Below are 25,678 nucleotides of genomic sequence, written 5' to 3'. Positions count from 1 at the left end.
TCCGGCGGGCGCTACCAAATGGTCCGAGCGGACAGTAGCTGCCTACTACTGGACACCAGAACCGGGCGGATGTGGCAGAAGTTCGTTGCCACCAACTCCGGCCCATCGGAATGGTCCGAGGTGCCAGGGCCGTAGCGCGAACCCGTCATGCGGCAGAACCCGCCCCAGCTCCAGACCGCTGTAAACTACTTGGTTTCCTGACCGTATCGCGATGTGTGCGGCCGGTGATCCGAGTCTTCTGTTACAGAGGGCTCCGGATCGCGCGAAACAGAGCGTCCCCGGTACTCACGTCGTCTCTCCTTGTGCGCTGTGAAGCCGCACTGCCGGTGCCGCACACGGAACCGCGTCGCGGGCGCCGACTCGTCCCGCCCTGCATTTTGTAGGGCGAGGCGCGCCTGCGGTCGAAGCCCTGTTTGCAAGGCGCGCACGCGAGCCGTGTTTGCGTCAAGCGGCACGGGTCGGGCTGCCGATAACGGATGTGTGGAATTTCGCACCGCGACATTCGGTCGGCGCGGCCGCCTTCACGCGGCCGCCGCGCTCGCACTGCTCGCCGCCTGTGCGGGCTGTGGGGACACGCGGTTCCTGCGCCGCACCTGCCCGGCGCCGCCGGACCCGCAGGGCGCGGCCGAGCGCCCCGCGCCTTCTGCCGAATACCGGGTCGCGTGCCCCGATGTTGTGTCGGTCACGTTCACCGATCACCCTGATTGGGACGCGGTCGCGGTTGTCGATGTGGACGGGCGGCTCCCGCTCCCGCGCCCCGGCAGCGTGAGCGCCGACGGGCGCACCCTCGACGAGATTCGCACCGACCTCGCCGCGCTCGCCGACTGCCCGACCGAGCGCGTGACCGTTACCCTCGCGGCCGCCCGCAGCGCGCGGGTCGTGGTGTACGGCCCGATCCGCGGTCGCGCACGGGTGGTTCCGTACCAGGGGCCGGAGCCGGTGCTCGACTTCCTGAAGCGGGTCGGCGGGCTGCCGCCCGGATCGAAGCTGAACCAGGTGTACGTGATCCGGCCGAACGTGGCCGCGGCGGCGCGCCCGCAGGTGTTCCGGGTGAACGTCGCCGCGGTGCTGGTCGATGGCGATCCGCGAACCAACGTGCTGTTGCAGGCCGACGATCAGATTTACGTCGGCGAAACGCGGCAGTCGGTCCTGTCGCGCGTGCTGCCGGACTGGCTCGGCACCGCGTACCGCCGCCTGACGGGCCTTCTGCCGGACGACTGGTGGTCGTTCACCAAGTCGCGCCGGCCGGCCGACTCTTCTCTTGGCGGCACCACCCACCCCGGCTCACTTTTCCTCGCCCCGGGCCGATCCGCAGATTGACCGCAGCCGCGGGCGAATGCAATTCTGCTCTGGCGTATGCAAGCGTGATCGCAGTCGGTGGCTTCACTCCGCAGCACGAGGCCGCGCCGTGGTGGCGTTGTGGAACGTGTGGCCCTGTGTGAAACGCCGTGGTGTTCGGCCGGGGCATATACCGGTGTGCTGTCGCTGTCCCAGAACACGTTTCAGTAGCCCGAGCGTGCCGCGCCGGCTGGGGGCGTTGCCGTGTCGAGATGATATTGGCCGCTAACGCGAGCGAGCCGTGCCTGCCCTTGTGTGGCAGACGCGGCTCGCTCGTTGACCGGATTGGAGCGATCAGCTCCCGCCGGTCATTTTCGGCTCAAGGGCCTTCAGGATCTCTTTCGCCTTGGCCTTGGTGTCGGCCTTCGGCTTCTGGAGGTCCGCGAAGCCTTTTTGCAGGACATCGGCCCGGGCCGCGTCGGTTTCACGCACCCGCGCCACGATGTTGTCGAACGAGGTCACTTCGCTGCCGAGCGCCTGGCCCTTCGCATAGTTGTTTAGAACCTGCTTGGCCTGCTCCAGCCCGGAGTTCTCTTTAACCTCGATCGTCTCTTCCTTCGTCCGCCCGGGCGGGCCGCAGCCCGGGGCCGCGAGTGCCCCCACCAGGAGCGCGAACGCCGCTGTACGCCAGTACTTCGTCACGTGCCGCTCCTTCCTTAGTAGTTGGGCACCGGCTGACCGTCCGAGCGGTTGCCGAGCAGTTGGAAGGTGGTCAGGGCAATGCTGTTCGAGATGAACCGCACCGAGCCGTCGCCGAGCACCGCGTTGACGCCGCCGGTGTGCATGCTGCGCGGCGGGATCAGGCCGAAGCCCCAGTCGTGCGCGCCGCCCGGGCAGCAGTCGCCGCCGGCCGTCGGGTACGCCCAGTTCGGCGGGACCGCGGTGTTGAGCGTGGACTGACCGGCCGAGTACCACGCCCACATGGTGCCGTTGTTGGACCGCATCCCGCTCGGCGAGGTCCGGGCGGCCTGACCGATCGCGTCCACTTCCGCCTGGGTCGGGAAGTTCTTGTTCACGACCGAGTTGAACAGGCCGTTGTTCGTGTAGAACACGTCGTACGGGTACTTGCCGGCGTTGCCGCTGGCGTTCGAGCCGGACAGCAGTTCGGACGCCAGCAGCGTGTTCGACAGGCCGTCGGTCACGTCCCCCATCTTGGTGTCGTTCTGGTACGAGACGATGCCGTTGAACCGGGAGCCGCCCCACACGGTTTCGACCGAGCTGCCGGTGGACCAGCCGTAGTTGCCGCCCGGGCCGTCCCAGCCGCTCGGGTTGCTGCCGCGGGCCGGCGCGGCCGGCGACGACGGGCACAGGAACACCGACAGCTTGGTGTTCATCCCGGTGTTGTAGGTCCAGCCCCAGTTGGTGCGGTTCGCTTCGAACAGCTTGAACAGCGGGTCCTGTTCGACGAACGGGAGGATTTCGACGTTGGCGCTGGTGGCCTCCCAGGCGTTACCGCCGACCTGGCGGTAGTTCCGCGGGAACTTCTGTCCCACGTCGTGGTAGCCGTGCATCGCCAGCCCGAGTTGCTTCAGGTTGTTTGAGCACTTCATGCGCGCGGCAGCCTCGCGCACCTTCTGGACGGCGGGCAGCAGGAGCCCGATCAGGATCGCAATAATCGCGATCACGACCAACAATTCAATAAGCGTGAAACCCCGCACGCGGCGGGATTTCGGGGGAGAGAAGGAGAGCATCACCGACCTCAAAACGCAGATGATAAGGTGCTCACCCCGGTGATGGGGTGGAGAGCAAAAAATGTGTGGCGGGAGCTGGCGTGTCTGTGGGAGCGGGCCGACTCACGTCACGCATTCTTCTTGGACTCTACCCGCCCTGTGCGCCCGGTGCAAGTAGCAATTCGGTTCGCGCACAATTATTTGGTTCGGTTTGCCGCGCGGAACCCCGACTCTATCGCTTCGGCGCCGGTCAGTGGGGCGCGGCACGCGAAGTTCTCGCAGACGTAAACCGTGACCGCACCGTCCAGCGCCTCCTTGCCTTCGAATAGCGTCGCGAGTTCTGCCGGCGGCGCCCCGGACGCCGGGTCGTGGAACGCGACCACCCGGCGCGGCCCGAATGTCGCCCGGACCGCTTCGATCGCGCGCCGCGTTGCTTGGTCGTGCTCCGGGCCGACGATCGCCACCTGCTGAACCGGGCCGAGGTGGAAGTCGAGCGCGATGAGCATCTGCCCGCTCGCGGCCGGGTGCTCCGCCATCGTCTCGCGGTACCCGCGGAGGGTGCGCTCGGCCGGTTCGGCGAGGTCCCGCCGCCCGGTCAGCGCGGCCAAACGCAGCAGGACCGTTACGGCCACCGCGTTGCCGCTCGGCGTCGAGCCGTCGTGCAGGTCCTTGGTGCGGGCGATCAGCTCCTCGTGGTCGTCCGCGGTGAAGAAGAAGCCGGGGCCGTTCGGGTCCGCGAAGTGCTTGAGTAGCGCCTCCGCCAGTTCGAGGGCGGCGCGGAGCCACTTCACCTCAAACGTTGCTTCGTACAGCGTCACGAGCGCGTCCGCGAGGAACGCGTAATCTTCCAGGTAGCCGCTCAGCTTCGGCGGCTGCCCCACCCCGGCGGTGCGGTACAGTCGCCCGTCCGCGGTGCGCATGGTCCGGAGGATGTGATCGGCCGCGACCGCCGCGCACGCGGCGTCCTCGCCGCCGGTCGCCATCCCGAACTGCGCGAACGCGGCGATCATGAGGCCGTTCCACGCGGTCAGGATCTTCTCGTCGCGCCCGGGCCACACCCGTTTCGCCCGCGCCGCGTAGAGCGTGTCCTTGACCGCCCGGAGCCGCGCCCGGAACGCCTCCTCGCTCGTGCCGTGCGCTTTGCCCTCGTCGGCGTCGGAGAGGGTGCGGAACAGGATGTTGCGCCCCTCGAAGTTGCCGCCCCGGGTGGCCCCCCACACCTTGCACGCGAACTCCGCGTCCTCGGCCCCCAACACCGCGCGCAACTCGTCCAGCGACCAGACGTAGAACTTGCCCTCTTCGCCCTCGCTGTCGGCGTCCTGGGTGGAGAAGAAGGCGCCGCCCTCCGCCCACATTTCCCGCACAACGTAGTCGAGCGTCTCACGGCCGATCTGCTGGAAGAACGGGTCCCCCGTCCGCTGGTACGCCTCGGCCAGCGCCGAAGCGAGCAGGGCGTTGTCGTAGAGCATCTTCTCGAAGTGCGGGACCAGCCACTTCGCGTCCACGCTGTAGCGCGCGAACCCGCCGCCGAGCTGGTCATAAATGCCGCCGCGGGCCATCGTGGTGAGCGTGTGCTTCACCATGTCGAGGGCCACCGGGTCGTTGAACCGGTCGGAGAGGCGCAGCAGGAGCTTCAGCTCGAGCGCGTGCGGGAACTTGGGCTGCGACCCGAACCCGCCGAACCGCGGGTCGTAGCTGCGGCGCAGCGCGGCCAGCGCGCCGGCCAGCAGCTCCGGCGCCACGGGGCCGTCGGCGTCGCCGAGGGCGCCCATGCGCTGGAGGTCGCCGACGACGCTGGTGCCGATCTCGTGAACGCGGTCGCGCTGGGTCTGCCAGGCGTTGTGGATGCCGAGGAGCAGCTTCTTGAAGCCGGGCCGGCCCTGGGCGGCGTACCGGTCGTCGGGCGGGTAGTAGGTGCCCGCGAAGAACGGCTTCAGGTCCGGGGCCAGGAACACGGACAGCGGCCACCCGCCGCCCTCGCGGGTCATCACCTGGAGGGCGGTCATGTAGATGGTGTCCAGGTCCGGGCGCTCCTCGCGGTCCACCTTGATGCACACGAAGTGCTCGTTCATGATCGCGGCGGTGGCCTCGTCCTCGAAGCTCTCGTGCTCCATGACGTGGCACCAGTGGCACGCGCTGTACCCGACGCTCAGGAAGATGGGGCGGTCGAGGTCCCTCGCGCGGGCGAGCGCCTCCGGCCCCCACGGGTACCAGTCCACCGGGTTGTTGGCGTGCTGCCGCAGGTACAGGCTGGTCTCGGTCGCGAGGCGGTTCGGCTGGCGCGCGGCGGTCATGGCGGGTCCCGTGATGCGGTGGGCAATAGGATTCTACGGACGCCCGTTCCCGATCCCCTCCGCGGCGAGTTCCCCATGTTGCTCGGTCTCGCGTGCCTCGCGCTCACCGCTCCCGTTTCCGTTTCCCCGGTCCGAGCGGACCCGCCCGTGGTCCCGCTCGCGCGGGCGCACGCGCACAACGACTACGAGCACGCGCGCCCGCTGTTGGATGCGCTGGGCCACGGGTTCTGTAGCGTCGAGGCGGACATCTGGCTCGTGAAGGGCGAGCTGCTCGTCGGGCACACGCCGCTTTCGCTTAAGCCCGAGCGCACGCTCGAGAAGCTCTACCTCGCCCCGCTCCGGGAGCGGATCAAGGCGCAGGGCGGCGCGGTGTACCGGAACGGCCCGCCGTTTTACCTGATGATCGACATCAAGACGGACGCCAAGGAGACCGCCCTGGCGCTGGAGAAGGTGCTGGAGAAGTACTCGGACATTCTGACGGTCACGACGGACGGGAAGACCGAACCGAAGGCGGTGACGGTGGTGGTCAGCGGGAACCGGGACGTGAAGACGATCGCCGCGCCGAAGGTGCGGTACGCGGCGATCGACGGGCGCCCGGCCGACCTCGCCGGCACCGCACCGGCGCACATGGTGCCGTGGGTCAGCGAGTCGTGGAAGGCGCTGTTCAAGTGGGACGGTACCGGCGCGATGCCGGACGCCGAGCGGGCGAAGCTCCGCGAGCTGGTCGCGAAGGCGCACAAGCAGGGGCGGAAGGTGCGGTTCTGGGCCGCGCCGGAAACGCCCGAGGCCTGGAAGGAGCTGCTCGCCGCCGGGGTCGATTTCATCAACACCGACAAGCTCGCCGACCTGGCGAAGTTCCTGCGCGAGGCCGAGGCGAAGAAGTAGCCCCGGGCCGGCGCGGCGGTGGTATCGGGACGGAGGCAAATTTTGACAGGATCGACAGGATTAAACAGGATCAAGCAGAGGTGCATTGGCCCCGTTCATTGCGCTTGCTGTGAATGATCGTTGGTTGCATGATAAATTCATGTGTGTTTAGTCGGGTCGATAGGACTAAACAAGGCTGTATTCATCCTGTTTAATCCTGTTGATCCTGTCAAAAACTGCCTTTACCTTGCGCTGGGTTTACGGTTCGGTCACGGGTATCCGTTTTTGGCCTGTGTCTTTGTGGCACAGACGTTCCTGTCTGTGCGGCGCGAAAAGGCCGCACAGACAGGAACGTCTGTGCCACAAAGCAGACACAACCAGCCGGATCGTGAATGAGCGGGACGCAACGCCCGGCCCAAGCGCGCGACTGGCGCTCAGTGCTTGTCGCGCTTGGGTCGGGCCTTGATGTCGAACAGCCCGAAGATGTCGTCCTCGCTCAGGCCCAGGGAGGCCGGCTTGTCGGCCTGGGCGATGAGGTCGTTGAACACCTTGCGCTTGGCGTCCAGGATGTCCGCGATGCGGCCCTCGATGGTGCCGCCGCTGAGGAACCGGGTGACCGTGACCGGGTGCTTCTGCCCCAGCCGGTGCGCCCGGTTGATGGCCTGGTCCTCGATCGCCGGGTTCCACCAGCGGTCGAACAGGAACACGTAGTTCGTGAACTGCAGGTTCAGCCCCACGCTCCCGGTCCCGTAGCTCATCAGGAGCACGTGGGCGCTCGGGTCGGACTTGAACCGGTCGAGGATGGGGGTCCGCTGGGGCTGCGGGATCTTGCCGTGGTACTGGAGCGGCCCGTACTTCGCGAGCGCCTTCGCGAGCACCTCCAGCGGCTCCACCCACTGCGAGAAGATGATCGCCTTCCGCCCGCTCTCCGCCACCTCTTCCATGTCGGAGAGGAGCTGCACCAGCTTCGCGCTCTCGCCGGTGAGCGGGTCGAAGTTGCAGATCTGCTTCAGCCGCATCACGAGCTGGAACACGTGCTGCACGGTGATCGTGTCGCCGAGCGCGTTCAACTGGATGACGCCGTCGTTCTCGGCCCGCACGTAGGCGGCGCGCTGCGCCGGGGTGAGCTCGACCTCCAGGTCGCGGATCACCTTCGGCGGCATGTCGGTGAGCACGTCGTCCTTGGTGCGCCGCAGGATCAGGTCCGAGGTGTACTGCGGGATCCGCTTGGCCGGCGTCTCGGCCGGGATGCGGCCGGGGGCGACGAAGCTGAAGATGTTCACCAGGTCGTCGGGGTGGTTCTCGATGGGGGTGCCGGTGAGCGCCCAGCTCCGCCCGCGGTTCAGCCCCCGCACCACCAGCGCGGTCTTCGACTCCTTGTTCTTGATCCGCTGGGCCTCGTCCAGCACCACCACGTCGAACTGGACGCGCGCGTCGGCCGCGAGGTCGCAGTCGCGCGTCAGCGTCTCGTAGTTGATGAGCTTGAGCGGGCAGTTCGACACGAGCCACGTGCTGCGGCGCTGCTCGGGGTCGCCCTCGAACGCCTCGAACGGCACGTCGGGCGCCCACATCTTGAGCTCGCGCGCCCAGTTGTGCATGAGCGGCTTCGGGCACACCACGAGGCCGCGCTTGATCTCGCCCGAGTGGAACAGCAGCCGCAGCGACAGGATGGCCTGGGCGGTTTTGCCCAGCCCCATCTCGTCGGCGATGAGCGCGTGGTGCCGCGGCATCAGGAACGCGATGCCCTCGAGCTGGTACGGGTACGGCTCGAACGGCACCTCGAGCTGCCGGCCGTCGAAGAGGCTGTCGAGCGGCGGCTGGAGCAGGTACAACAGCCGGTCCTTGAAGAAGACGGTGTCCGCGGTGGGCTTGGGGCGGATGCGCGGCTTCGCCGGCTCCTGCTGGTCGGGCAGGGCGGGCTGCGGGATCGACTGCCGGCCCGCCCGCGGCTCTGTGGCGGGGCGCGGGGCGGAATCGAACCCCGCCGGCGGGGCGGGGAACTTCCACCCCTCGGTGGTGACGCTCAGCTCGAGGCGCCCCAGCGCGCGCACCCACGGGGCGTCCGTCAGGAGCTTGGCCTCGCGGACGTTCGGTTCGAGCGGGTGATCGAGTTTCGAGAGGCCGAAGGTCTCGACGACGAGACCGATGCCCCGTTCCCCGGCCCCTTCCCCCAGCGCGGGCGGCGGCGCGTGCAATTCGCCCGCCAGCTCACGCACTTCGGGGCGAGGGAGTTCGGGCGTCGCGTCGAGCGAAAAGAACTCGTCTCCTTCCACCGAGAGGGAAGGGCTCAGAACCGGAAATGAAGCGGGTTCGGTTCCCCCTCGCGTTTCCGGGAAGGGGGGGAGGGGGGCTGCCGCCGCGAACAACTCCTGTCCCAGAGCCAGCGCCGTCGGGACCACTTCTTCGCCTTCCAAGCCGTCAGGCCGCAGCACGGTTCGTCACCCCCATCTTGCGGGCCTCGGCCACCGCCTCACGGACCCGCGCGAACGGCTCGGACAGGTCCACCGCCGAGTCCACCCGGGCCAGCAGCTCTTCGACCGCCTCGCGGTCGCCCGCGAAGCGGGCCGGCAGGATCAGCCCGCCCGGCGTGCGGGTGTGCGGCATCGTCACGGCGTTCGGCGGCACCGCGCCCGGCGGGCAGACCGCCACCACCGGCACCTCGATGCGCGAGCGCAGCGCGAGTACCGAGAGGGAGTCCGTCACGACGAGGTCCGGCTTCGTGCCCGTCTTCTCCACCAGCGTCTTCCCGATCACATCGGCATGCAGGTACTCCGTCAAGGTTGGGCCGTAAAGGGCAGTTTGGACCCGGTTCGGCTGCACGGCGGTGGTGAGGCGGAACTCGAGCGGTCGGCCCCAGCCGTTGGTCACCAAGTACCCGCCGAGCCAGCCGGTCTGGTCCTGGAGCACGGCGAGGAACCCGAGGGCCAGCGGTCCCGACGGTTTCGACGAAGCGGACTGCGTTGTCACGATGAATGGTCCCCGAACCCCGAATGTAGGGTCTATCGTGTTGCACATCCCCCATCGGCGCAAGACGAGTTGGTAATTCAGGCAGGTTTGATTGGAGTTCGCAGTCCGGGCTGCTCCGGCAGGATCATGCGGTACGGATTACGCAACTTCTCACGGGCCGGGAGCAAAAGTTCCGTTTTGCCTTCAGGAAGTGAATTGGAGATCCGCAATTTCGGGACGGTAGCCAGAAGTGATACCAAGCTTCGTCGAATAGTACCGGTGATTGGGAGCGCCACCCGCCGGAGTGAGTCGGCGGGTGCAACCGACACCCTGCCGAGCAGTTGATCTTCAACCGGAGTCCAGTCGTTTCAAGCTGTTGGTTGTGCGCCACCCGCCTGCTGACGCAGGCGGTTCGACGAGCCACGGTCGAACCGCCTGCGTCAGCAGGCGGGTGTAACCTGTTGGGTTCTGCGAGTGATCACATCTGGGCTGCCTACAACTTGAAACCACCGGATCGGATTCGATACGAGAGCCCTTGGTCTCTTGGTATCTATCACTTCGCGGATGAGCGTTTGCCGCAAACTCGGCCTTCCGAAATCACGGTAAAGGTGTAGAACAACAGAATAGGGAGCTGTTTTCGGCAGGATGAACCGGGTTCGCCGCACCGCACGAGTCACTTTGTTTGGTTCGGTTCCGCCCGCCATCCGGTCGAATAACTTCTTGCTCGCCGTAGGCCCGCGCACACCCTGTAAGGTTCTGAGATGTCCGACGAAACCGCGCCGAAACTCTCCCCCGTCGAAGGTCACAAGTCGGAAGGGCGGTACCTTCGCGGTACGCTGGCCGAAGAGATCGCCGACGCCTCGATCGACCACCTGAGCGACGCCAACAAGAGCCTGATCAAGTTCCACGGGAGCTACGAGCAGGAGGACCGCGACGCGCGCAAGGCGCGGGCGAAGGCCGGCGTGGGCAAGGCGTACATGTTCATGATCCGGCTGAAGATGCCGGGCGGGAAGCTGACCGCCGACCAGTGGCTGGCGCTCGACGACATCGCGGACCAGTACGCGAACGGGGCGCTGCGGCTCACCACGCGCCAGAGCATCCAGTTCCACGGCGTGCTGAAGGGCAACCTGAAAGCGACGATGGCCGGCATCAACGCGAGCCTCGTCACCACGCTCGGCGGGTGCGGGGACGTGAACCGCAACGTGCTGTCGTGCCCGGCCCCGCTGCCCGACCCCACCCGCGCGCAGATGCAGCGGGACTGCGACGCGGTGGCCGAGCACCTCGCGCCGAAGGCCGGCAAGCAGTCGTACCACGAGATCTGGCTGAACGGCGAGCCCGCCAAGTTCACCGACAACCCGGAGATCGACGAGCCGCTCTACGGCAAGACGTACCTGCCGCGGAAGTTCAAGGTGGCGTTCAGCCTGCCGCACGACAACTGCACGGACCTCCTGGCGCAGTGCCTCGGGTTCCTCGCGATCAGCGAGGGCGGCCAGCCGGTCGGTTACAACCTGTTCGCCGGCGGCGGCCAGGGGCAGACGAACAGCAACCCGGACACGTACCCGCTGCTGGCGCAGCCCGTCGGCTTCATCGGGCTCGACGAGGTGCTGATGGCGGCGGAGGGCGTGTGCAAGCTGTTCCGCGACCACGGCAACCGCAGCAACCGCAAGCGGGCGCGGCTCAAGTACGTGATGAAGGACTGGGGGCTGGAGAAGTTCCGCGAGGTCTTCTACCGCGACTACTTCAAGGGGCCGCGCCGCGACCCGCGGCCGGTGGAGATCACCGGGCTGGACCTGCACCACGGCTGGCAGGGGATGGGGGGCGGGAAATACTTCCTGGGGCTGTCGGTCGAGAACGGCCGGGTGCGGGACGAGGGCGCGATGCGGCTCCGGAGCGGGCTCCGCGCCATCGTTGCGAAGTACAAGCCGGACATCCGGGTGACCGCGCAGCAGGACATCATGCTGTGCGGGCTGACGATGGACGACCGCGCGGGCGTCGATTCGATGCTGAGCGAGTACGGCATCCCGCGTCCGGAAACGCTGTCGCAGGTGCAGCGGTGGAGCATGGCGTGCCCGGCGATCCCGACGTGCCCGCTGGCGATCACCGAGAGCGAGCGGGCGCTGCCCGGTGTGGTCGATCAACTTGAAGTGGCGCTGAAGGACGCCGGGCTGGCCGGGGAGCCGATCAGCGTGCGGATGACGGGCTGCCCGAACGGGTGCGCGCGGCCGTACCAGAGCGAGGTCGGCATCGTGGGCCGCGGCGGCACGAAGTACACGCTGTACATCGGCGGCGACAGCTACGGCCGCCGGCTGAACACCGAGATCCAGGACGGCGTGCCCATCGAGCAGATCGTGCCGAAGCTGTCCAAGGTGTTCGCGGCGTTCGCGGCGGAGCGATCGAATGGCGAGCTGTTCGGCGACTACTGCACCCGCGTCGGGCTGCCGAAGCTGAAGGAGCTGATCGGCGCCCCGGCGTAACTGGTTTCTTCCCTGGGACCGCGGCCGTCCCGGCCGCTGCTTCGCGTGTGGTGTCGCTTCAACGGGAAGTGTGGAGCAACAGCGTGGGGATACGAGCGGCCGGGACGGCCGCGGTCCCAGGGAAAGCCGCCCCAACGACGTGCCGCACAGAGGGCTCGCCCGTGGCCGAAGCGAAACCGTGGGACGCGGTGTTCAGCCAGATTCGTGTCATCCACAAACTGGATGATCTTTGCCCCGTCGTCACGGAAGCCGAACTGGCCGCCACCGAGGCCGCTCTTGGCGTACCGCTGCCGGCGTCGTACCGCGCGTTCGCGATGCGTTTTGGGGCGTTCGGCGGTTTCGACTGGATGCTGCGCCTTCTTCCAATCACACCGGAACGAAACGCGTGGGGCTGCGCGACGATCCTCCGGGCCACAAACGCGGTGCGGAGGCACACGAACTCCCGCGCCAACCGTTATCCGCCCGCTCAGCGAGAACGGCTCCGCCGGTTCGTTTTCTTTGGCGACAACATGAACAAACCCAACTTCGTGTGGAAGCCTGAAGAGGACGATTCCGACGGCTCGGAAGGGGCGTTCGCCTGGGACCCCGCCGAGCCGACGACGACAGATCCGCTGGAGTATCCTGTCTACTGGTGTTCACTCGACAGCCGTCAAGTGGAACGGCGAAGCAACTCGTTCACCGAGTTCGTGACCTGGGTTAAAGTCTACACGCGCTCGATCGCTGGCAACGAGGTTTCAGAAGACTACACCGACTGGATTCCGTGCCGCGCGAGAAAGAAGAGATCGCCCCCAAAGCGGGACGTGAAGCGTTGGCTCGCGTTCAACAACCACACCGCGCGAGACATCGCGCGCTCCATTCGCGATACGGATCGGGTGGACGCGCTCCCGATCCTTGCCGACGCGCTGCAAGACGCGGGCTGTGCCCACGCCGATTTGCTCAACGCGTGCCGCACCGGGAGCCGCATCGACGGCCAGTGGGCGCTTGAGGTTCTGCTGACTGATCGGCCGTCACCGCCACTCGGCACGCGGTGGAGCGCGAGCTTTCCGGGCAAAGGCGGGGCGGGTGGGTGAGCCGGCAACCGATATCCGTTCGGAGCCGGGTCGCGCCGGTGAGTGAGGGCTGGCGCACGAACGTTCCCCGAGGGCCTTTACCGCCGGACCACCCGCAGGTTGGGCATGTCGTCGGCGAACTGCTCGGCCGCGTCCGCGGTCACCTTCGTGCCGCCCACGTACAGGCTCCGCAGCCCTTCCAGCCCCTTCAGCTCCGCCAGCCCCTTGTCGGTGAGGCCGGTTTTTGCAAGGTACAGCCCCCGGAGCCGTTCCAAGGTCTTCACGGTGGCCATGCCCTTGTCGGTCACCTGCGCGTTTTCCGAGAGGTCGAGCTGTTCGAGTCGGGTGAGTGCCTTCAGGGGCGCGAGTTCGGGGTCGCTGAGCCCGGCACCGGGCAACCGCAGGTCGCGAAGCTCCTTGCACTTCGCGATCGCGTTCACCCGCGCGAGCGTGAGGTCGGATTTGCCGAGCGCCAGCCGCCGCAGCTCGGGCAGGTCCTTGAGCACGACCAGCCCCTTCTCGGTGCAGCGGGTGGCGTCGAACACCTCCACGGCCCCGACCTGCGGGCGCTTCTTCAGCGCCGCGAGCGCGGCGTCGGTGCCGGCCTCGAACTTGGCCACGACGCGCGCGGTTGGGGCGAGCTTCGGGTCGATCTCGCCCTTGCCACCGGCCTTCGCAATGGCGTCGATCGCGGCTTTTTCTTCGGCCGTGGGGTCGGCCGGTTGGGCGCCGGCGAGTGAGAACAGGGCCAGCGGCAGGGCGGCGGCGAGCGAAAATCGCACGGCGGAACTCCGTGGAGCGGGGCGGTGGGATTCGTATTTTATACTGCACCTGAGCCCCGGAATCTTCAACCGAGAGTCGCCGGGTCGGGGCACGGGGCCTCATTTTTCTTTCGCGCGCCGGCGGGTAATATGCCAGGGCCGGCTTCCCCGGGTCGGTCGCGGTGTGGCGCCTCGTTACGTTTGTCAACCGAAGTGGCGGTCGCACTGGAACGCCGCGGAGCCGACGATGCCGGACACCCAGCCGCAACCCGCGTCGCCGCCGCAACCGGACCTGACCGGCCGCACGCTCGGCGACTTCCACGTGCTCCGCAAGATCGGGGCCGGGGGCATGGGGCAGGTGTACCTCGCCCGGCAAACCTCCCTCAAGCGCGAGGTGGCGCTCAAGCTCCTGAAGAACGAGCTGAACGCGAACCCGACGGCCCTCGCCCGGTTCCAGGCCGAGGCTCAGGCGGTCGCCAAGCTGAACCACCCCAACATCGTCCACATCCACCAGATCGGCGAGGCCGACGGGCTCCGGTACATGGTGCTGGAGTTCGTCGAGGGGCGGAACCTGCGCGACTACATGGCCCGCAAGGGGCCGCCGGACCTGCCCGTCACGCTCAGCATCATGCGGCAGGTGGCGCTGGCGCTCCAGAAGGCCCACGACCAGGGCATTGTCCACCGGGACATCAAGCCCGAGAACATCCTGGTGACGCGCAAGGTGGAGGTGAAGGTCACCGACTTCGGGCTCAGCCGGTTCTTCACCGGCGAGGAGCAGCCCACCCACCTGACGCAGAGCGGGGTGACCCTGGGGACGCCGCTGTACATGTCCCCCGAGCAGGTGCAGGGGCACCCGGTGGACCACCGCAGCGACATCTACTCCTTCGGCGTGACGTGCTTCCACCTGCTGGCGGGCGAGCCGCCGTTCCGGGGCGCGTCCGCGTTCGAGGTGGCGCTGAAGCACGTCCAGGATCCGGCGCCGCAACTCGCCGACCTGCGCCCGGACCTGCCGGCCGATCTGTGTGGCATGGTCCACAAGATGATGGCGAAGAAGCCGGCGGACCGGTACCAGTCGGCGCGCGACGTGGTCCGCGATCTCGTCAAAGTGCGCGACGGGCTCTCGACCGGGACGGCAACGCTCGCGCTCACGCAGCACGGGAGCGTGCCGGCCTCATCGAGTTCGAACGCGGTTCTTCTGTTGAGCCAGTCGGGTGCGGCGGTTCCGGCGGGGGCGCGGGGCCGGTGGCGGCTGTGGGCCGGGCTCGCGGGCGCGCTGGCCGCGTTCGGCGGGGGGCTCGTGGCGCTCCTGGTTCCGCCGCGCGCCGAAACAGGAGCTTCCGCGCCGGCCCCGGCGCCGCTCCCGGCGGGGCCGGGGCTGCCGGACGTGCGGCCCGTCGAGAAGCTCGTCACCACGCGCGAACGCGAACTGCTGGCCACGCTCAACAGCGACCGCACGGACGTCGAGGACATGCTCAAAGCCTCCGTCGAGCTGGGGCTCCTGTACGCGAAGGAGCGGCGGTTCCCGGAGGCCAACGACCGGTTTGAGCGGCTGAAGGCGCGGGGCAAAGAGTGGCGCGAGCCCGCGGCGCGGACCGCCAGCGTCGCCGGGCGGCTGGGGCTGGCGGTGGTGCTGGCCCTGAAGAACGACGCCGAACTGTCGAACAAGCTCTTTCTGGAGGTGCTGACCGAGCCGGTGCCGAAGTTCGGCCCGCCCGGCGGCCCGAAGGCGGACGGACCCCGGTTCGACCGGGCGGGCACCACCGTGAACGGGGCGCTGCTCCGGTTCCCGGACCTCAGCCACGCGGTCGCGGACGCGCTGAACCGCAACGCGGCGAACCTGGGCAAAGCGAAGCTCGAACCGGCCGCGCTGGAGCAGCTCCGGTTCCCACGCATCGGGAAGCGGGGGTGACCCTGCTTCCCCATCCCACTCGCGCGTCGGTATCATGTTTTCATGGGCGACTACTTCTTCTCGTCGCGACCCGCGTACCCGTGGTCGACGTACCCGCTCGGGCTCCCGGCGCTCGCGGCCGTCGCGGTGCTGCTCGTCCTCTTCACCGTCTGGACCTACCTCGGGCACCCACAGGCTAACCGCCGGCGCGTCTTCCTCATTCTCGCGCTGCGCGTACTGGCGCTGCTGGTCGCGCTCATTACCGCGGTGCGGCCCAGCGTCGGCGTGAACGAGAACCCGAAACAGCCGTCCACGCTGATCCTCGGCATCGACGTGTCCGAGAGCCTGACCGTGAAGGACGAACTCGGCGGCCAGTCGCGCGCCGACGCGGTCCGCAAGGCCCTGGAGAAGTGCCAGCCGCTGTTCGACGAGTTGCTCACCGAACAGGGCATCAGCGTAGCGCTGTACAAGTTCGGTGCGGCGGATTTTAACGAGGCGACCGGCCGTTACGACCCCACCACCGCGTTCGACGCGAAGCGGTCCGACTATGGCGCGTTCCTGAACCGCACCTACGACCGGTGGCAGGCCGAGCGGGTCCGCGGGCTGGTCGTCGTCGGCGACGGGGCTAACAACGGCGAGGCGTACGCGCCCGACGCGGAGGCCGGGCGCTGGGGCCGCCGCGGCGTGCCGGTCCACACGGCCGTTGTGGGCAAGGACACGTCGTCCGACGCGAAGGACGTGGCGGTGACCGGGGTGGAGTGCAACCCGTCGCCGGCGTTCATCAAGGCGGAGTTCACCGCCACCGCCAAGGTGAACGCGTACAACTTCGTCGGCTCGCGGGTCACCGCGCGGCTGTTTATCAACGACAGCCCGGTGGAGAGCAAGGAGTTCACGCTCGACCGCGAGAAGGGCAACGAGCTGAAGCTGACCACCAAGGCGCCCGAGACGAAGGGCGAGTACAAGATCAAGGTCGAGGTCGGCACGCCGCGGGGCGACAAGCTCGAGGCGCTCCCGGGCGAGCTGTCGGCGCTGAACAACCACTCCGAAACGTACCTGACCGTTCAGAAGGAGGGCGTTCGCGTCCTCATCGTGGACCAGCTCCGGTGGGAAGAGACGTTCATCCGCGACGCGCTACGGAACGAGAAGCGGTTCGACGTGTACGAGGTGATCCGGCAGACCGACGCCACCGTCACGGACGGCGAGCGGAAGCTCTTGAGCCTCGACGCGCAGGCCTACGACGTGGTCATCATCGGGAACGTGAACGCCGGGCACCTCAGGAGGGCCGCCCCGAACTTCCTCGACGAGCTGACCCGGCTCAGCGCCACGAAGGGGCTGGGCGTGATGTTCCTGGGCGGCGAGTACGCGTTCGATGGCATCCCGACCGACCTGCTCCCGGTGACCGGCGGGCGGGTGGTGGACGCGCTGAGCCCCACGGGCGACCCACTCGTGTCCTTCCCCGCGGTGCCGAACCCGAACGGGCTGAGCAAGATGTTCAAGTTCGCCCCGGCGCCCGGCACGCCCGCGTCGAAGGTGGTCCCGGCGAAGGACGCCTGGAACCGGATGAACAACTTCCGCACCGGCGAACTGCTCAACGGGCACAACCGGATCACCCCGCGGCCCGGCGGCCTTGACACCGTGTTCGCGTGGACCGCCCGGCTCGACAAGGACGCGTTCGACCGCGAGCGGAGGATCCTCGTCACGCCCAACGACCCGAGCGCGATCGGCGCCGGCACCGAGTTCGACCCCGCGGTCCACGAGCCGCTCCTGGTGGGCTCGCAGCGCGGCGACGCGAGCAAGGGCCGGTGGCTCGCGTTCGGGGCGTTCGACACGTACCTCTGGCGCGGCCTCGGGCTGCCGAAAGAGCGGCTCGGCATCGACCTGCACGAGCGGTTCTGGCGGCAGTGCGTGCTGTGGCTCGCACACCAGGACGAAGAGGAGAGCCAGGCGTACGCGCGGCCCCAGTTCCGGCAGATGAAGGTGACCGGCGAGCAGACGGTCCGCGTGGGGCTGAAGAAGGCGGACGGCACCGACGACCCGAACGCGCCGCTGGCGGTGCGCATCCTGCCGCTCGCGCCGGGGCAGTTGGAGCCGAAGCCCGAGGACGAAAAGCGGGCCGCGCCGCTGACGGTGCTGGCCGACCGGGACGGCCGCAAGGTGCTGTTCCGCCCGCCCGTGCCGGGCGAGTACTTCGTGTCCGTGACCAGCCCGGTCACGACGCCCGACGGCAAGGTCGAGAAGAACCCGGACGGGACCGACAAGTTGCACCGCGGCACCGCGAAGTTCATCGCGGTCCCCGATGTCTCGGACGAGATGCTGCGCGTCAGTGCGGACCCGGAGTTCATGCGGCGGCTGGCGGAGCCGAACGGGGGGCGGGCGCTGCGGGTCGAGGAGCTGTCCGGGTTCCTCAAGGAACTGAAAGTCGAAGCGCCGCCGGACCTGGGGAAGAAGCCGCGGTACTACCCGGACTGGAACCGGAACCGGTCGCGCGGGTTCCTGCCGTTCTGGCTGGTGGTGTTCGTGACGCTGCTCGGCATCGAATGGGGCCTACGCCGGCTCTGGGGCATGGTGTAAACGGGCCGCAAAGGCAGAAGAGGATTGGCCGCAAAAAAGCACAAAAGGAAGCAGAAGACGAAAGCAAAAGAAGTGTTTTGAACTCACTCTTTTGCTTTCGTCTTCTGCTTCCTTTTGTGCTTTTTTGCGGCCAATCCTCTTCGACTTCTTTTTTGGGGCTTGCTGCCTCCGACGTTATTGCGGGATCTGCACCGTATAGACGTACTTCAGCTTCTTCTCCTCGCCGCCCTTGAGGTCGAGCGCCCACACGAGTTCTTGCCGCTTGTTGACCGAGTACACGCCCTCCTCACGAAGCGTTTGCTTCGGGTCGGCGTCCGCGGACACCAGTTCCCCCGAGAAGCGCCGCCGCACCAGCAGCTTGATCTGCTCTTTGCGGTTGTTGCTCGCCACAAGTTCGCCCTCGACGACGACCTTGCGGTACTGCCGGCCACCCACCCAGGTGAGATCGCGGGCGCTGCCGTCGCGCACGAGCCGTTCGTTTTCGACGGCCCGCGTGCGCACGCTCAGCGCCTTCTCCACCCGCAGCAGCGTCTCCTCGCCCGAGTTGACCCAGTGCGTGGTCCGCTGGCCGTTGAAGAGGCCGTTGGCAGTCACCGCTGCGGGGCCGGTGGTCATCGGGAACGACAGCGGGTTCTTGAACTTCAGCGCGTCCCACACCTCGTCCTGCGCGTCGCGGTCCTGCGGGTGGCCGAAGGCGTCGCGCGTGTCCGGTGCCAGCCACTCCACGATGCGCTCGTACCCGCTCTTGCCCTTCGCCACGGTCAGCGAGAGTGTGTCGCCGTCGGCCAGCGTGCGCTTGCCGATCGACTGGTAGTGCAGGTCCACGCCCTCGCCCGCTGGCGTCGCGCCCAGGGCGAGCGGCACCGCCCCCCAACCGTCGCCCGGGCGCCCGTTGAGACTGACCGCCTGCTGCGCCACGATGGAGTTTCCCAGTACGTTGATTTCGCGCCCCCGGTAGCTCGCCAGCTCGCCGAAGAAGGTGGCCCAACTCGTCCGCGGCGACAGCGGCGAGCGGACGTGCGCGTACTCGACGCTCGGGTATCCGGAGATGAGCCGCACCTCGGCGCCGGTGAGATCGGCCAGCTCGTTGCGGATCACGGCGTGCTGCTCCAGGAGCAGCGTTTTCGGGTCGCTGATGTCGATGCGGTAGCTCGGCGCCCACGAGATGCCGTGCGCGATGTACCGGATCGTCACCTTGGTTTCCGGCTTGTCCGTTTCGCCCAGCGCGAGCACGAGCTGCGGGCGCCGGCGGGTCACCGTGTCCCCGGCCTCTTCGGCCTCGACCGTCGACACCTCGGACGGCTCGATGTAGGCGCGCCCCTTCGCGGTCTGGAGCACGAGGAACCGCCCCGCGGCGCCCTCCTCGCCCTTGGGCGGTTTGAACTTCACCACGGTACCAGTCGCGGGCGCCCGCTTCTCCCCCTTGAAGAACACCGTGACCTTCTTGCCCGCGAGATCGTCTTGCAGGTGGGCCGGCGGCGCCTCGGACACCGGCACCTCCGTGTCGCGCATGCGGAGCATTGCATCGACGCTCGTGGTGCTGTCGATCCAGAAGGTGCCGTAGACCGGTTGGGGCACGTCGTCGATGGTGTACGTGCCGGTTTTGCCGAGCGTGGCCTCGCGCTTGACGATCGCCAGCCCGTTCTTGAAGAGGTCGACGCCGACGATGCGGCTCTTCACCGGGGTGTCGGCCGCGAGCCCGGGGGCCGCGGGGAGCAGAAGTGCCGCCAGTGTGACGGCGGCGTGAAGTGGGCGCATACGGGTTCTCCTTCGCGTGGTAGGGCGGCCGACGGCAATGATAGCCGCGACCTCCTCTCCGCGAAGGTGAACTTGAGAGGCTCCTTACAACCGCGTTACGCGGGCGGCGCCGGTGGCGGCGGGGCCGCTTGCTGTTTGAGGAGGTCGCGGATCTCGGTCAGCAGCTTTTCGGTGGGGGTGGGCTCGACGACCGGCGCTCCCTCGTCGCCTTTGAGCACGTACTTGTGTAGTGCGTTCATGCCCTTCACGACGAGGAACATGCAGAACCCGACGATGACGAACGTGATGACCGTCTGCGCGAACGAGCCCCAGGCGAGTTTGGCGTCCTTGTAAAGCGTGACCGACTGCGCCGACACGTCGAACCCGCCGGTGAGCAGCCCGACGATCGGCATGAAGATGTCGCGCACCAGCGAATCGACGATCTTGCCGAACGCGGTGCCGATCACGACGCCGACCGCCAGATCGACCACGTTCCCGCGCAGGATGAACTTCTTGAACTCCTCGAAGAACGACCGCATGGAACTCGCCCGGGGTTAGGAAATGGAGCCGTTGCCGCGTCGAGAAGCGAAAACCGTTCCGAAGGGGACATCCTGCCGTGTGATGCGATGCGGCTCCGGCGGTATCGTTCCACCAGTACCGGTTACCCGGTCGCCGGACCGAACTACTTTTTCGGGTCGATCGTTTGTAGCGGGAAGTTCGAGTTCGGCGTGTGCTCGTTCTTCAACCGCTTTTCGAGCCGGGCGAGGACCGCGGGATTCTTGGCCGCCACGTCTTCCTTCTCCGACGGGTCTTTGGCGAGGTTGTAAAGTTCCGTCTTCACCCCACCCATTCCGAGCGCCTGACGGACCGCTTTCCATTCGCCTTCAATGACCGCCTGCTGGCCGCCGTACCCCGAGAACTCCCAGTACAGGAAGTCGTGCGTTGGCTGCTTCTCACCCTTCAGCAGCGGCAAGAAGCTGATGCCGTCGATCGCACTCGGGGCCTTTGTGCCGGCGAACGCACACAGCGTCGGGAGGACATCGGGGAAGTAGAGCGGCGCGTCAGACTCGGTCCCTGCTTTAATTGTGCCGGGCTGGTACGCGATGAACGGCACGCGGATGCCGCCTTCGTACACGCTCCCCTTCAGCCCGCGCAGCTTGCCCGCAGAGTTGAAGAAGCTCGAATCCGCCCCGCCGACGTTGTGCGTCGGGCCGTTGTCGCTGGTGAACAGCACCAGCGTGTTCTTCTCCAGTCCCAGCGCGTTCAACTTCTCGACGACGCGGCCGACGCTGCGGTCCATACGGGTGACCATTGCGGCGTAGCCGGCGTGCGGGGCCGGGTGCGGTTGGTAGCCCTTTTTCCCGTCGTAGGCGGGGTCGTCGCCCAGCTGCCCCTTGTACTCGTTGAGCGAGTCTTCGGGCACCTGTACCGCGACGTGCGGCACCGTGAACGGTAGGTACAGGAAGAACGGTTTCGCCTTGTTCGCTTCAATGAACCCCAGCGCTTCTTCTTCGAAAAGGTCCTGTGTGAACTGCTTCCCGGTCTTGCCGTCGTTCCCCTTCAGCTCGACGCGCTTGTCGTTGCGGTAGATGTAGGTCGGGTAGTGGCTGTGGGCGTGGCGCTGGCAGTTGTACCCGAAGAACAGGTCGAACCCGTGCTTCAGCGGGCTGCCGGCGGTGTCGAACATGCCGAGCCCCCACTTGCCCATCGCGCCGGTCGCGTACCCATGCGCCTTGAGCGCGTCGGCGACCGTCACGTCCTCGGCGCGGATCGGGAACTGCCCTTCCGGCTTCGCCTCGACGTTGTTGCGGACGGTGGCGTGGCCGGAGTGCTTGCCGGTCATGAGCACGCACCGCGACGGCGCGCACACCGGGCTGCCCGAGTAGAACCGCGTGAACTTCGCGCCCCCTTGCGCCAGCTTGTCGATGTGGGGCGTCTTGATCTTGGTCTGGCCGTAGCACCCCAACTCGAAGCACCCGAGGTCGTCGGCGACGATGAGCACGATGTTCGGCTTGGGGGCGTCGGCGGCTCGTCCCGACGGGGCCAATAGTGCGACGGCGAGGAACACGGCAGCGGTACGGAACACGAACGGCACCTCCGGTTAGGGGTGCCGTCAGTGTCGTGCTCACGCGAAATGTGTCAACCGAAAATGTGGGCGCCGCACGGCGCTACTGGTCCTCGCCGAGGCGGCTCGCGATCCAGGCGACGAGTACGACCGCACCGACTAACCCCGCGACAATGAGCCACCCGTCGGAGTCGTCATCGGACTCTGTGGGGTCGGTCCGCGCCGCGGTGGTCGGCACGGTCGTTTCGGTCGCGAGAGCGTGCCGCGCGGGGGCGAGGAGCGCGACCAGCAGCAGTAAAGCGCGAACAGACGCGCGAAAGAACGTAACCATCGGATGCCTCCCCTGGCGTTAAACGGGGATCGTGCCGCGAACCGACACCCGAATTCATTCTGTTGTTCGCTCGCACCGGGTCGGAATTGAGGAGAATCGGCGCGAATTGTCGCACACGCACGCAGCGTGCGCGAGTTGGGATGGTATGTGGAATCCGTTGCCGGAACGTTGCGCTTCGTACCGGCCGCGTCAGCTCGAGCCGTTGGCAAACGACCCATTCTTGTGACGCGGTCCGGGGCGGCTCATGCGGTCTATTACGGGACCGTGCCACAATAAGGCACACGGCTTCCGTTCGAGCCGCACGCCACTTTACTTCTTCGGTGCAATGGGGTGAAGCAAGCCGAACCCGCTGACGGTGTCGGCACGGGCTTTTCCGATCAGCCCGATGGCCAGCGTCCCGTCCCCGACTTTTCCTTCGCCGCCACCTTTCCCGCCCACCCATTCGCTTTCGTAACTGTCTTTTGGATCGAGCTTGCCGTCCACGACCTTCATGAACGTGATCGAAAGCCCGTCCGCCCCGAGTCCCGTCCGGACCGTCAGCACCCCCACGGCGTAGCCCGGCTTGGCGACCACCTTGACGAACTCTTTCACCACCGTCTGATCGGTCGGTCCGTGCCACTCACCCGTGGTTTCCTTATCGCCGCCGCGGAACACCGGGCGGACGCACTTGATTACCGGATTGTCGAAGAACCGCCCGACACCGACCTCGAGCCCGACCAGGACCGAGCCTTCGGGGCCGACTTCGCGGAACTCGGGGTCACCACCCCCGCCTTGAATCTGAGTGGGGAGCCCACGGGGCCACGGCGCGTCCAACCCCGGTTTGTTGGTGTCCGGGTAGATCAGCCCCAGCCCGGTCACGTCCTTGTGGTTCGCCCGGGCGAGGAGCCCGACGACGAGTGTACCGTCGCCGCCCACTCGGACCGGCTCGCGTCCGCCGGGTCCGCCGGGTCCGCCGAGGCGTTCGCTCTCGTAACTGTCTTTCGGGTCCAGTTTGCCGTCCACGACCTTCATGAACGTGATCACGATACTGTCCAGCCCGCCCCTGGCTTTCAGGGCCAGCGCGCCGACCGCGTACCCCGGTTTGGCCACGACCTTCACCGCCGGACCCGCAAGTGTTCCGAACTGTTCGCCGAGCGTTTCTTTATCCCCGGTGCGGTAAACCGCGCGCACCGACCCGACGACATCGTTGTTGAACCACTTGCTCATGCCGACTTCCAGTCCGATGAGGTAGCCGCCGGCGGGGGCGACCTCGCGGTGTTCCGAGTCGTGTGCGCCGCCGTGGGTGCGCGGCCCGCGTGTGGTCGCACGCGCCGGGGGCGGGGCCCCAACGGCTTTGAACGCCAACCCGAGGCCGCTCAGCCCGCGCGCACCTGTCTTGCCCACGAACCCGATCGGGGCCTCCGCCTTTCCACCTACCGCCACGCTGTCGGGGCCGTCTTTGGAGCCGATCGGGTCGCTTTCGTAGCTGTCCTTTGGATCGAGCTTGCCCTCAGTTTGTTTCGTAAACGTCGCGGTGACGCCTTGCACCCAGAACGCCGTGGCACGGACGCTCAGCCCGGTCAGCACGTAGCCCGTCTTCGCAACCACCCTGGATTTGTCAGCGGGTGCCGGCTCCGGCCCGTGCCACGGGCCGTACGACTCGGTACCGCCCACCTGGAACACCGCGCGGGCCGCAGTCACCGTCCTGTTTTCGCCGATTTTCCCCAAACCGAACTCGACCCCGACGAGGGCACCCTTGGCGGGCACAGGGTCGTTGAACGTGGTGTCGTGCGGGGTCCCACCGGCGACGGTTGCTCCCGGAACGGCGGGTGGTGGCGGCGCCGGCTTCTCAAGCCGGCAGGATTCCAGGAACCGTGTGCTGTCCGCGGACTGGACCTCGTCGAGGGAGCCGATCGAGCGGAGCAGGTAGAAACTGCTGCCGATGACGAACGATCGGGCGCGGACCGCCCCCCGCTCCCGCTCGATCAGGTACTCTTTGCCCTTGAACGGCCCCATCTGCACGTCCGTTTCACGCGTAACCTTTGCGTCTCCTTTACCCATTGCCACCTGGCGGAGCAGGCGGTGGATCTCGTCCGCGTTGACCGGCCCCCGGGGCGGGGTGATGATGACCTGCTCGACGACGTAACTCGGACCGTCGGGCACGGCACAAACGGCCGAACTGACGTTGATGTAGACCCTGTTAAAGAGGTTCGGGAGCCGGGGCGGTTGAGGCAGAGCCGGGAACCGGGGCGGAGGAGGTAGCGCCGGGAACCGGGGCGGAGGGAAGCCGGGCAGCGGCGGCGGGGCCGGGATCGGGGGCATGGCTGGAAACTGTGGCATTGCCGGGAACGGCGCCGCGGGCGCGGGATCGTCGATCTGGATCGGCGTGGCCTTTTGCTCTTCTTCGACCTTCACGTTGTCGGGGAACCAGACTTTAAACGTCTTGTTTGGCGGGGTGTACTCCTTCCACCCGCGCGGGGCGGCCGTTTCCCCGGCACCGGCGCCGCCGGGAACGCCCGGTTCGCCGAGCACGACCGCCTTGGCACCCTTGGGAACGGTAAGCGGAAAGGTGCGAACGCGGCCGGCGCCGGTCGGCACGCCATCCGGGACGGCCTGGACAACGATCTCGCCGTCGGTGGCCCCAAGCGTCAGTTCGGCCGTGGCCACTCCGCCGTCGAACTTGAGCACGGCCGACTTCGCTCCGGGGTGTTTGCTCACCGGTTCGCCCGGTTTCGGCAGTGCCCCCTTGGGCGCGACGACGACGTAGTGCAGGGTGGCTCCTTTGAGCGCCGCCAGCGGATCGATCAGCCCGACCTCGGCCTTCACGACGAGTTTGTTGTCGTCCCCCTTCCGGGCGGTCAGATGCACGCCGCCCATTCGTCCCTTCATGAGCCGCCCCAACTCGGCCGCCGGAACTGCGAACCCGATGCCCTGGCCGTCGCGGACGCGGGAGACGGCGACGCCCACGAGTCGCCCCTTGGTATCGACCATCGGGCCGCCGCTGTTGCCGGGGTTCAGAGAGCCGTCGATCTGCACCCGGCTGAGTTCGCCGGCGTCGTCCAACCGCAGGCTCGATACCGACGCCTTACCCACAGTAATCGCCGGCGCGCCCTTGCCCGTCGCGAGCGACTGCCCGAACGGGTAGCCGAACGTGTAGACCGTCATTGTTTCGACGGGGGCGGGCGCGCTGGCAAAATCGATCGCCGCCGGCGGGGCCTTGAGGCCCGTTACACGGAGGATAGCGAGATCGTTGTCGGGATCGCACGCGATCACCTCGGCCCGCGACTCCACCTCGTTCTTGGTCCCACCGTTGAACACTGCCGTTACGGTGACCTGTTTGGTGCTGGTGGTGAACTCGGCCGGCCGTTGTCGTTTTTCGGCACTCGGGCTGGAAATAACGTGGTAATTGGTGGCAAGCAGGACCGTATCTTTATTCACCGAAATGACGAACCCGGAGCCCGTGCCGTTCCAGTTTGTGCCTTCAGCCCGGATGTAAGCGGTGGCGCGTTTGACGCTCACGACCGTTTCGGCCGGGATGGCGTCATCGGCGCGAATTCCGTTAACGAGCAGCAAAAGCCCCGTGGCGAGGGCAATCAATCGACGCATGTGTGGCCCTGCGGAGTGCGTTGCAATTGATTGATGAGAGCGTTACAAAGTGCGCGTGTCAACGGATTTCCCACGTCATTGAAGTGTGTTCATCTGGCACCGAAC

17 protein-coding genes are annotated in these 25,678 nt (G+C 67.3%); 6 read left to right on the top strand and 11 right to left on the bottom strand.

The features are described 5' to 3' along the window. Positions 1 to 480 precede the first annotated feature (480 nt). Positions 481 to 1,320, top strand: coding sequence for a polysaccharide biosynthesis/export family protein (locus GobsT_RS29250; RefSeq protein WP_010046146.1), 840 nt, complete (start codon positions 481 to 483; stop codon positions 1,318 to 1,320). 312 nt (positions 1,321 to 1,632) lie between these two features. Here GobsT_RS29250 and GobsT_RS29245 read toward each other — a convergent pair whose 3' ends face one another. The 3 genes from GobsT_RS29245 to GobsT_RS29235 all read right to left on the bottom strand — a co-directional run bounded on the left by GobsT_RS29245 (position 1,633) and on the right by GobsT_RS29235 (position 5,302). Then, on the bottom strand, positions 1,633 to 1,980 hold the full coding sequence (locus tag GobsT_RS29245) for a hypothetical protein (RefSeq protein ID WP_010046153.1): 348 nt from the start codon (positions 1,978 to 1,980) through the stop codon (positions 1,633 to 1,635). A gap of 14 nt (positions 1,981 to 1,994) precedes the next feature. After that, the gene (locus tag GobsT_RS29240; RefSeq protein ID WP_050790341.1) at positions 1,995 to 3,029 is read right to left on the bottom strand and encodes a DUF1559 domain-containing protein; all 1,035 of its coding nucleotides are present in this window, start codon (positions 3,027 to 3,029) and stop codon (positions 1,995 to 1,997) included. A gap of 176 nt (positions 3,030 to 3,205) precedes the next feature. Then, a complete protein-coding gene (locus GobsT_RS29235) occupies positions 3,206 to 5,302 on the bottom strand; it encodes a thioredoxin domain-containing protein (protein WP_010046158.1) in 2,097 nt (698 codons plus the stop codon). A gap of 75 nt (positions 5,303 to 5,377) precedes the next feature. On the opposite strand from GobsT_RS29235, the gene GobsT_RS29230 reads away from it, so the two are divergent. Next, positions 5,378 to 6,187, top strand: coding sequence for a phosphatidylinositol-specific phospholipase C/glycerophosphodiester phosphodiesterase family protein (locus tag GobsT_RS29230; RefSeq protein ID WP_010046162.1), 810 nt, complete (start codon positions 5,378 to 5,380; stop codon positions 6,185 to 6,187). A 413-nt stretch (positions 6,188 to 6,600) separates the two neighbouring features. Here the strand turns inward: GobsT_RS29230 and GobsT_RS29225 are convergent, their stop codons facing one another. After that, positions 6,601 to 8,598, bottom strand: coding sequence for a DEAD/DEAH box helicase (locus GobsT_RS29225; RefSeq protein WP_238323625.1), 1,998 nt, complete (start codon positions 8,596 to 8,598; stop codon positions 6,601 to 6,603). Continuing rightward, positions 8,585 to 9,133 (bottom strand): hypothetical protein, encoded by a 549-nt coding sequence (locus tag GobsT_RS29220; RefSeq protein WP_010052280.1) that lies wholly within the window; start codon positions 9,131 to 9,133, stop codon positions 8,585 to 8,587. Before GobsT_RS29220 ends, GobsT_RS29225 begins: the two co-directional genes overlap by 14 nt. 740 nt (positions 9,134 to 9,873) lie before the next feature. Between GobsT_RS29220 and GobsT_RS29215 the strand changes: the two genes are divergently transcribed. Further along, a complete protein-coding gene (locus tag GobsT_RS29215) occupies positions 9,874 to 11,586 on the top strand; it encodes an NADPH-dependent assimilatory sulfite reductase hemoprotein subunit (protein WP_010052666.1) in 1,713 nt (570 codons plus the stop codon). A 161-nt stretch (positions 11,587 to 11,747) separates the two neighbouring features. Beyond that, the gene (locus GobsT_RS29210) at positions 11,748 to 12,656 is read left to right on the top strand and encodes an SMI1/KNR4 family protein (protein WP_071529355.1); all 909 of its coding nucleotides are present in this window, start codon (positions 11,748 to 11,750) and stop codon (positions 12,654 to 12,656) included. A gap of 77 nt (positions 12,657 to 12,733) precedes the next feature. On the opposite strand, the gene GobsT_RS29205 is transcribed toward GobsT_RS29210, so the two are convergent. After that, a complete protein-coding gene (locus tag GobsT_RS29205) occupies positions 12,734 to 13,417 on the bottom strand; it encodes a leucine-rich repeat domain-containing protein (protein ID WP_010049745.1) in 684 nt (227 codons plus the stop codon). 226 nt (positions 13,418 to 13,643) lie between these two features. On the opposite strand from GobsT_RS29205, the gene GobsT_RS29200 reads away from it, so the two are divergent. Next, the gene (locus GobsT_RS29200) at positions 13,644 to 15,305 is read left to right on the top strand and encodes a serine/threonine-protein kinase (protein ID WP_010049747.1); all 1,662 of its coding nucleotides are present in this window, start codon (positions 13,644 to 13,646) and stop codon (positions 15,303 to 15,305) included. A 42-nt stretch (positions 15,306 to 15,347) separates the two neighbouring features. Then, positions 15,348 to 17,855, top strand: coding sequence for a vWA domain-containing protein (locus GobsT_RS29195; RefSeq protein WP_109570793.1), 2,508 nt, complete (start codon positions 15,348 to 15,350; stop codon positions 17,853 to 17,855). A 174-nt stretch (positions 17,856 to 18,029) separates the two neighbouring features. Here the strand turns inward: GobsT_RS29195 and GobsT_RS29190 are convergent, their stop codons facing one another. The 5 genes from GobsT_RS29190 to GobsT_RS39035 form a co-directional block, all read right to left on the bottom strand. Next, on the bottom strand, positions 18,030 to 19,613 hold the full coding sequence (locus GobsT_RS29190; protein ID WP_010042766.1) for a hypothetical protein: 1,584 nt from the start codon (positions 19,611 to 19,613) through the stop codon (positions 18,030 to 18,032). A gap of 95 nt (positions 19,614 to 19,708) precedes the next feature. After that, positions 19,709 to 20,131 carry a large-conductance mechanosensitive channel protein MscL gene (mscL, locus tag GobsT_RS29185; RefSeq protein WP_010042768.1) on the bottom strand — a complete coding sequence of 141 codons (423 nt, stop codon included), beginning with the start codon at positions 20,129 to 20,131 and terminating at the stop codon, positions 19,709 to 19,711. 143 nt (positions 20,132 to 20,274) lie between these two features. Continuing rightward, positions 20,275 to 21,678: an arylsulfatase gene (locus tag GobsT_RS29180; protein WP_010042770.1), complete on the bottom strand. Its 1,404-nt coding sequence runs from the start codon at positions 21,676 to 21,678 to the stop codon at positions 20,275 to 20,277. 82 nt (positions 21,679 to 21,760) lie between these two features. Continuing rightward, on the bottom strand, positions 21,761 to 21,988 hold the full coding sequence (locus GobsT_RS29175; RefSeq protein ID WP_010042772.1) for a hypothetical protein: 228 nt from the start codon (positions 21,986 to 21,988) through the stop codon (positions 21,761 to 21,763). Between the two features lie 309 nt (positions 21,989 to 22,297). Continuing rightward, complete coding sequence (locus tag GobsT_RS39035; protein WP_010042774.1) at positions 22,298 to 25,573, bottom strand: S1C family serine protease; 3,276 nt, start codon at positions 25,571 to 25,573, stop codon at positions 22,298 to 22,300. Between the last annotated feature and the right edge of the window lie 105 nt (positions 25,574 to 25,678).

It is taken from the genome of Gemmata obscuriglobus (assembly GCF_008065095.1).
GTDB lineage: Bacteria > Planctomycetota > Planctomycetia > Gemmatales > Gemmataceae > Gemmata > Gemmata obscuriglobus.
Note: the sequence above shows the minus strand (reverse complement) of the source record. Positions and strands in the feature narration are given on the sequence as shown.